At 44.7% G+C, this 7,881-nt stretch carries 5 protein-coding genes; 1 reads left to right on the plus strand and 4 read right to left on the minus strand.

What is annotated here, in order from left to right:
- Positions 1-101 precede the first annotated feature (101 nt).
- From A4E24_RS04580 to A4E24_RS04595, 4 genes are all read right to left on the minus strand, one after another.
- Positions 102-2,120 carry a phosphoadenosine phosphosulfate reductase family protein gene (locus A4E24_RS04580; RefSeq protein ID WP_292352085.1) on the minus strand — a complete coding sequence of 673 codons (2,019 nt, stop codon included), beginning with the start codon at positions 2,118-2,120 and terminating at the stop codon, positions 102-104.
- A 41-nt stretch (positions 2,121-2,161) separates the two neighbouring features.
- The gene (gltA, locus tag A4E24_RS04585; RefSeq protein ID WP_292352086.1) at positions 2,162-3,535 is read right to left on the minus strand and encodes an NADPH-dependent glutamate synthase; all 1,374 of its coding nucleotides are present in this window, start codon (positions 3,533-3,535) and stop codon (positions 2,162-2,164) included.
- Positions 3,535-4,377, minus strand: coding sequence for a sulfide/dihydroorotate dehydrogenase-like FAD/NAD-binding protein (locus tag A4E24_RS04590; RefSeq protein WP_292352087.1), 843 nt, complete (start codon positions 4,375-4,377; stop codon positions 3,535-3,537). The genes gltA and A4E24_RS04590 overlap by 1 nt, the downstream gene beginning before the upstream one ends.
- Positions 4,378-4,527: 150 nt before the next feature.
- Positions 4,528-5,964, minus strand: a complete 1,437-nt coding sequence (locus A4E24_RS04595) for a glycosyltransferase family 39 protein (protein WP_292352089.1) — start codon at positions 5,962-5,964, stop codon at positions 4,528-4,530.
- A gap of 430 nt (positions 5,965-6,394) precedes the next feature.
- On the opposite strand from A4E24_RS04595, the gene A4E24_RS04600 reads away from it, so the two are divergent.
- Positions 6,395-7,858 carry a mannose-1-phosphate guanylyltransferase/mannose-6-phosphate isomerase gene (locus A4E24_RS04600; protein ID WP_292352091.1) on the plus strand — a complete coding sequence of 488 codons (1,464 nt, stop codon included), beginning with the start codon at positions 6,395-6,397 and terminating at the stop codon, positions 7,856-7,858.
- Positions 7,859-7,881: the final 23 nt, after the last annotated feature.

Below are 7,881 nucleotides of genomic sequence, written 5' to 3' on the forward strand. Positions count from 1 at the left end.
GAAATACCATCTAATTGACCTAACTGCATGCGCACACATCTGGTAGTATTTATTTTGAAAATGTTATATAATTAAGATAAAAGTATTAAAGCTTCACCCATCTATAAATGATCCGGCCTGGTCCAGGGTAAATTACGGGGAGCATATTTTAGAACGACACATGAATCTATGCACTTGCCACATCTCGTACAGGCGCTGCTGATGTACAGGCCCCGCATATCATCGATCTCGATAGCATCTGCAGGACAGAGTCCCTGGCATATACCACACCTTGTACACATGGAAACTCTCATAAGCTGCAATACGACCTGTCTGAATATTTGAGTGGCCTTTTCTCTGACATCGGCAGTGATCAGCAGGTTACCCGAAGAGAAGAACTTGACAGTTGCATCATCAGCCCTTACAAGCAGCATCCCCATGTTCTCTGCAGTCTTTACTGGACCTATTATGTGCAGTACATCTGCTGCATCCTGCAGAGAGATGCCACCGATGTTGGCTTCAACAGTAAAACCTCCACTCGTGCAGGGAGAAACACCGCTTACAGACTCCACAGTGAAACTTTCATTGACTATAGGAACATCATGCTGGATCCCCATCTCTTCTGCAAGCTTAAGCATTTTAGGAGGGAGTTCTTTCCATCTCCATAATCCATGTTCTATGAACGATCCCGGCAAGCCTTTCTTGCTTGCCCATTCCAGCAGATAGGTATTCCAGCGTGCATGAAGGTCAGGGTGCAGCCGGGAAAAGATCTGATATTCAGCAGACAGGGAAGCAGGACACAGATAACAGCCCACTCTTTCGAACCCAAGATCATAAAGAGGATTGTATTCAAGCTTTTTCCCATATATGTATAGCCATACTTCGATCGCCCTCCAATCGCGGATAGGGAAAATATTGAGCTGTGAAGGCACAAAGGGGTTCTTCTCACTTGCAGAAATGGAAGCCCTGGAAAAAGATTCGTACCTTCTCTTGCCATCCACAGTAAGGCATACCTGCCCTTCACCTGATGACTCATCTATGAGCCTGTTGGCAGGTGCCAGCTTACATACCTTGCAACACCAGCGCATATCCTTGGCAGGAGGACCGAACCTTTCAAGGTTCTCCCAGAAAGCATCTCCTGCAGCTGATTCTTTTAATTCGATCCCCCGGCTGGAACAGAAATGCCGCGCAAATTCCACTGTTTCAGGGAACTCAATGCCTGTGTTCAGGAAAAAAGCCCTGATATCCCTGCCTTTAAGAGCATTTACCGTCAGATCAAGCACTACAAGGCTATCCTTGCCCCCGCTGAAGGAAACGTGGACAGGCAGATCCCTGTATTCCCTGCGACTGGCAACACCCTTGATCACATTGGCAGCATCCCTGGATATTTTTCCCATGTGACCTGTATTTGCCTTTAGTACATCCTGCATGGAAGCAATACGCGGTTTAAGTGAAACTTTGCTTCCGTCAAGCTTCCTCACCCTCAATACAGCATCCTGTGAGCTTTGAAGGTGTACATGGTCCGAAAGGGATACGCCAAAACCTATAAGATTGCCACACCTGATCAGAACAGTATCTCCGTTTATAATATCTTCCGTATAACTTAGAATTTGCTCAGCTTTTACCTTCTTGCCGCTAAGATGGCTGGAAGCCTTCCTTAGAACAATTGTCTTATTAGTGGTATGCTCTGCCAGTACCTTTGCACCTTCAACGGACAGGTCGAAAACATAATCCAGTGACTTCATATCAAAACGCAGTACACCAAAATGCAAACCATCAACTATAATTTCATCTGTCCTGTCCTCGCCTGTGGTTTTGTTTAGTAATACTATCCTGTCCCCGATGGGATCACATCCGAAAGCCGATAACAAAAGACCTCTGACCAGTTCCTTTTCATAGGGTGAACAGAACCTTATGTCACCGGGAGGCGACAGATCAAGACGGATGCCCTGCGCCTGGCAGACGTCACAAGCGGGCCTTAACAGAGGTACATTGCAATGCATACACCAGAAAATATGATGCTGCAGATCACCACCATGCTGTTTCCATGACCGTGAAGGTCTTGATCTGACCTGCGAATGCACACGCCTTCCGACATCAGGCTGTCCTTTAACTATCGAACATTTATTTCCGGGTCTCATTGTGGTCCAGTTAAAAAAATTCAATGACCGTGATCATGCGGTCATTGTTTACCAAGGTGATCGTTGATGGTCTGAGCCGCCAGCTTTCCTGCACCCATAGCACTTATCACAGTTGCAGCACCGGTTACCACGTCACCGCCTGCACATACACCGGGAAGGGAGCTCATGCCTGTATCATCAACAACGATAGTGCCTTTTGAAGTGGACTCCAGGCCATCGGACCCGGAGAATATGATCGGGTTAGGAGATGTGCCTATAGCGATTATCACCGTATCGGCTTCGATCTCATGTTCCGAACCTTTCACAGATACAGGTCTTCTGCGACCTGAAGCATCGGGTTCACCAAGCTCCATCCTGATACATTCCACGCTCTTGACATTCATTTTATCGTCGCCCAGAATGCGAACTGGATTGGTGAGCAATCTGAAGATAATGCCTTCTTCTTTAGCATTCTCCACTTCTTCCCTGCGGGCTGGCAGTTCATCCTCACTGCGGCGGTATACGATGCTAACCTCATCAGCACCTAGCCTCAGGGCACATCTTGCAGCATCCATTGCCACGTTCCCTCCACCAACAACTATGACCTTCTTACCTCGCTTTATAGGAGTATCATAGTCAGGGAAACGGAAAGCCTTCATAAGGTTCACACGGGTCAGGAACTCGTTGGCCGAGTACACTCCATTGAGGTTCTCCCCTTCGATACCCATGAAATTAGGAAGTCCTGCACCTGTCCCTAAAAATACTGCATCGAACTCATCTCTCAGCTCATCCAGCGTTTTGATCTTGCCAATGACGTAATCCACCTTTATGTCAACACCAAGCTGCTTTATATAGTCCACTTCCTGCCGGACAATAGCCTTTGGCAGGCGGAACTCAGGGATGCCGTAGGTAAGTACTCCTCCCGGTTCATGAAGTGATTCAAAGATCGTCACAGAATGCCCTGCCTTCGCAAGATCAGCAGCTGCTGTAAGCCCTGCCGGGCCGGAACCCACAACAGCCACTTTTTTGCCTGTGGACTTCACTTTATGCGGTGCTGCGACACCCCCGGTACTCTCATGATCGGCAGCAAAACGTTCAAGGCGGCCAATGGCTATAGGTTGGCCTTTCTTTGCAAGCACACAGTATTGTTCACATTGTACTTCCTGGGGGCAGACACGCCCACATACCGCAGGAAGGGCGTTCGTTAGTTTTATGGTCCTGATGGCCTCATCGAAATCCCTTTCAGCGACACAGGCAATGAAAGCAGGGATATCGATGTTCACAGGACATCCCTGTACACATTTTGGGTCCTTGCATTGCAGGCAACGCGCGGCTTCGGCAACAGCCTGTTCTTCAGTATAACCCAGTGCCACCTCATTGAAGTTCCTGCGCCGTTCTTCGGGATCCTGTAATGGCATGGGCTGTCTTTCTGCCATTATTGTCCACCCCCACAGGTACATTCATGCTTCTTGATGGAAATACCCTCTTCATCCCTGTAAACTGCAAGGCGGCTCATGAGCAAGTTGAAATCTACCTTGTGGGCATCAAACTCAGGTCCGTCCACACAGGCAAACTTGGTTTTACCGTCAACAGAAACACGGCAACCTCCACACATGCCCGTTCCATCGATCATTATGGGATTTAAACTTACAATGGTCTGAATACCGAAAGGCTTTGTCACCCCTGCCACTGCCCTCATCATTATGGGCGGTCCGATGGCAACAACCCGGTCCACGTGTTCGCCATTCTGTAGCAGTCTCTGGAGCACATCGGTCACAAAACCATGATGGCCTTTGGTACCGTCATCGGTACATACCAGTAATTCATCGCTTACAGCCCGCATCTCTTCTTCAAGGATCAGCAAGTTCTCGCTCCGGGCACCTATGATGGTCATTACTTTATTACCTGCGGCCTTGTAGGCCTTCGCCTGGGGATAAGCAGGGGCCACTCCCACGCCTCCTCCCACCATCACAACAGTGCCGAGCTTTTCGATCTCAGAAGGAGTACCCAGCGGTCCTACGAAATCCTGAAGCGTGTCCTGAGCATTCAGTGTGGCCAGTTGTTTGGTTGTCTTTCCCATCTCCTGGAAAATAATGGTCACAGAACTTTCTTCAACACTATAATCTGCAATTGTGAGAGGGATCCTTTCACTTTGCTCATCGATCCTGATTATCACGAACTGCCCGGGCTTTGCAGCTCTTGCCACGTCAGGTGCGAACACCTTCATCAGATGCACCTGATGTACCATATCCCGTTTCTCAATTATCCTGTATGACATTTGATCACGTTTCAGACTGGATTGGAGGATTATGTTGCATAGGATAATATTAATAGTACTTAAGAATTCAGTTGAGACATCGTAAAAATTAGAGGTATCAGATATAGTAGAAAAGACGGGATTTTTATCATCAGTTCACAACAGACTATATCACACTTTGGGGGTCAATATGTATACATCGGTAATGATATTTACCACATCGGTGTTTTCTCCGAGCCAATTGAGGGCAGTTCCATTAGGATTTGCCGCATTGATGTCTCCCGTAAGCACAAAAAAAGTGGTATTTTTATTCTCATGCACAATATTGTCCAATTCCTGCTGACCATATCCGGACACTTTTAGATAGGTCCCGTCAGTAGAATTATCATAATAGAATCTAAGTGGGTTTGAGATGTAACCTGGAAGTGGCACGATTATATCCCCCTGCCGGGTAATGGTGGTAATATAAGATGCCACATTCCTCCAATCTTCTTTTTGAGGGGAAGAATAGTAGTTTACAATGGGAATCAGGGCACTTAGAAAGAAAAGAGATACAAATACGATAGCCAGAACTTGCTGCTTTTTCTCTGATAAGTTCCTGTTGCTTTTTGGTACTGTGTTAACAGAGAATATGAAACTGGAAGTCGCAGTCAAACCACGTGAAATTATAATAAGATAAGCAGGCAGGATGAAAAGAAGATACCGTGGATGAAAGGGCATTATGTCTGAAAGATAATAACTCACCATAACCGGGAGAACTAACCATGAACAAAGTAAAAAAGCCTGCCTGCGGTTGGACAGGATCATCGCTATAACACCTAAAGCAAAAAAGGTGAGGTAAAGCAGAGAAGGAGATGGGGAAAGCGTAAGATGGGAGAGCAAGCTTGTAATGAAATAGGTCTGGTCAACACCCCATGTCACTTCCCCGCCTACCCGTGAAGCTGCCTGTTCAAAAAAAACCTGAATGCGGGGAATAATAAGAACTATAACGGAAGCTACACTGATAAAAAAAACCTTTGCTTGCGGCAAAAGTTTTGATCTGAAAAGCAGTTTTCCGTTTTCATAAGAAAACAAGAGAATTGTAAAATATAGTATCTCTATAGGAAATATGAAGAAACCGAAATAATGAGTATAGATGTTCAGCACTGTGAGAACAACGAACAAAAACCAGAAACTATTGCACTTATCCTCAATGGCCACGTAAAAAAAGAAAATAGAACCAAGAGTCAGAAATACCATCATTGAGTACATCCTTGCCTCCTGAGAATAGTATATATGAGACAAGGAGATAGAAAGCAAAAAAGAACTGATAAGACCTTCTTTTACACTGAATAAACGTGTTCCCAGCATATAGAGTACTGGAATGGCAAGTACTCCGAATACCATGGATGGAAAGCGCAATAGTATTTCAGATTTCCCATCAAATAGAAAAAAATGTACCACAAAATAATAAAGAGGGGGATGGACATCGTTCTTTGTTGCCTCGTAGATTCCAAAAAGGGTATCAGATGACAAAAAATAAGTGGTTGCTTCATCAAGCCATACTGATTCTGCCCCAAGCTGATATATCCGTAAAAAAGCACCTATAAAAATTATTGCTAATATCAACTGTAGTTCTCTGGCCGATCTAATAATGCTTATATATCGGGATATTTTACCCTCAACTTTAGAATTCGGATCCATAGGTGAAACTTTATCAGATGATAGTTGCTTTTGAACCGACATATAATGACCCTATTCCCAGAATTTAAAAAGTGATCGCTCCAGTTATTAAACACCGAATTGTCGTAATGAATGAACATTGACCATTATATAATTTAAGATGCCTTGCCAGCCAACAATTCCTGCTGCCACATCAAATGCTTCGGACTTATTTAATATTATAGGATTTAATATTAAAAGGATATTCCTGACAAAGATCATAAAGACGGATAAATTATCGTATGCAGAGAATATTGGTAACTGATATATATTAATAGGCTTTTTTAGTATATAATTCTGGATCAGACAACTAAAAAATTAACTTTGATCGATCTAAATGCAACTAATCTGGCCTGGAATATCGGCTAATCAATTTAATATATACTTTAAAAGAGGAGATGAAAACATTAAATCACTCATCCTTGCCGGTGGATCTGGAACACGGTTATGGCCATTAAGCAGAAAGCATAATCCTAAACAATTCCTGAAACTTGAAGATACTTCCTTTTTCCAGAACACCTTAATGCGCTGTCTGGAGGTCTCTGATATATCCGAGATCTTCGTTGTGACAAACGATTCACAGCGATTCTTTGTTACCGGTCAGGCTAAAGAGCTGGGATATGACCTGCCTTCCGGGAACGTACTGATAGAACCTGAACCAAAGAACACCCTTCCAGCAATTAGTTTTGGTATGCGGGAAATAGTAAAAAGGTTTGGAAAATCCATAGTGGGTGTTTTTTCCTCGGACCATGTACTTGACATACGTGCGATGGAGACCATCAAAGGCGCACAAACGCTTGCAATGGAACACCTGGTCACTTTTGGCATAGTGCCCACATCACCACATACAGGCTATGGGTACATAAAGCCAGCTGAAAAGGTCGGCACTGGCTACAAGGTAGCCGAGTTCAGAGAAAAACCAAATCATGATGATGCATTGAAGTATCTGAAAGAAGGATGCCTGTGGAACAGTGGAATGTTCCTTTTTGACACTGATGTGTTCTTCAGGGAACTGCAGCAGCATGAGAAAACCTTTTCCAAGGCCTTCGACCCGGAAATAGATCCGGATGCCAGTATTGAAGAGATATACGGAAAAGTGAGGACAATATCCATAGATTATGGAATTATGGAAAAGTCCAGGAACGTTGTGGTGGTGCGCCTGGAGCATAAATGGAGCGATCTCGGTAATTTTAATGCAATATACGAGGAGTCAGAAAAGGACGATAACGGGAATGTGATCTATGAATGCGAGGACATTCTGATCAATTCCAGGAACAATCTCGTTTATTCAAAAAGTGATAAGCTTGTGGCTCTCATAGATGTGGAGAACATGGCGGTTGTCGATACGCCGGATGCGCTGCTGGTATGCCCGAGAAATAGCAGCCAGAAAGTAAAACTGGTGGCTGATACTTTACACAGCAAAAATGACGAAAGGGCTTATCTGCAGCAGACAGTATACAGGCCATGGGGCTCCTATACCGTTATGGAGAAATCCGACAAACACAAGATAAAGAACATAACAGTGGAGCCAAAAAAGAAGCTGAGCCTGCAGCTCCATTACCACCGCAGCGAGCATTGGATAGTTGTCAAGGGAATGGCAACCGTGCAGATCAATGATGAGATCTTTTTCCTGAGGCAGGGAGAAAGCACTTTCATCAGAGCCGGCATGCAGCATAGGCTTTCAAACGAAGGGAAATTGCCTCTGGAACTCATAGAAGTGCAACTTGGAGAATGTGTGGACGAGGATGACATCGTGCGTTTTGATGATGAGTATGGGCGAGTGAAACAAGATAGAGGATGAAAAATGACGATCAAAAAAGCAGT

The organism is Methanomethylovorans sp. PtaU1.Bin093 (genome assembly GCF_002067275.1).
In the GTDB taxonomy this organism is placed as follows: Archaea; Halobacteriota; Methanosarcinia; order Methanosarcinales; family Methanosarcinaceae; genus Methanomethylovorans.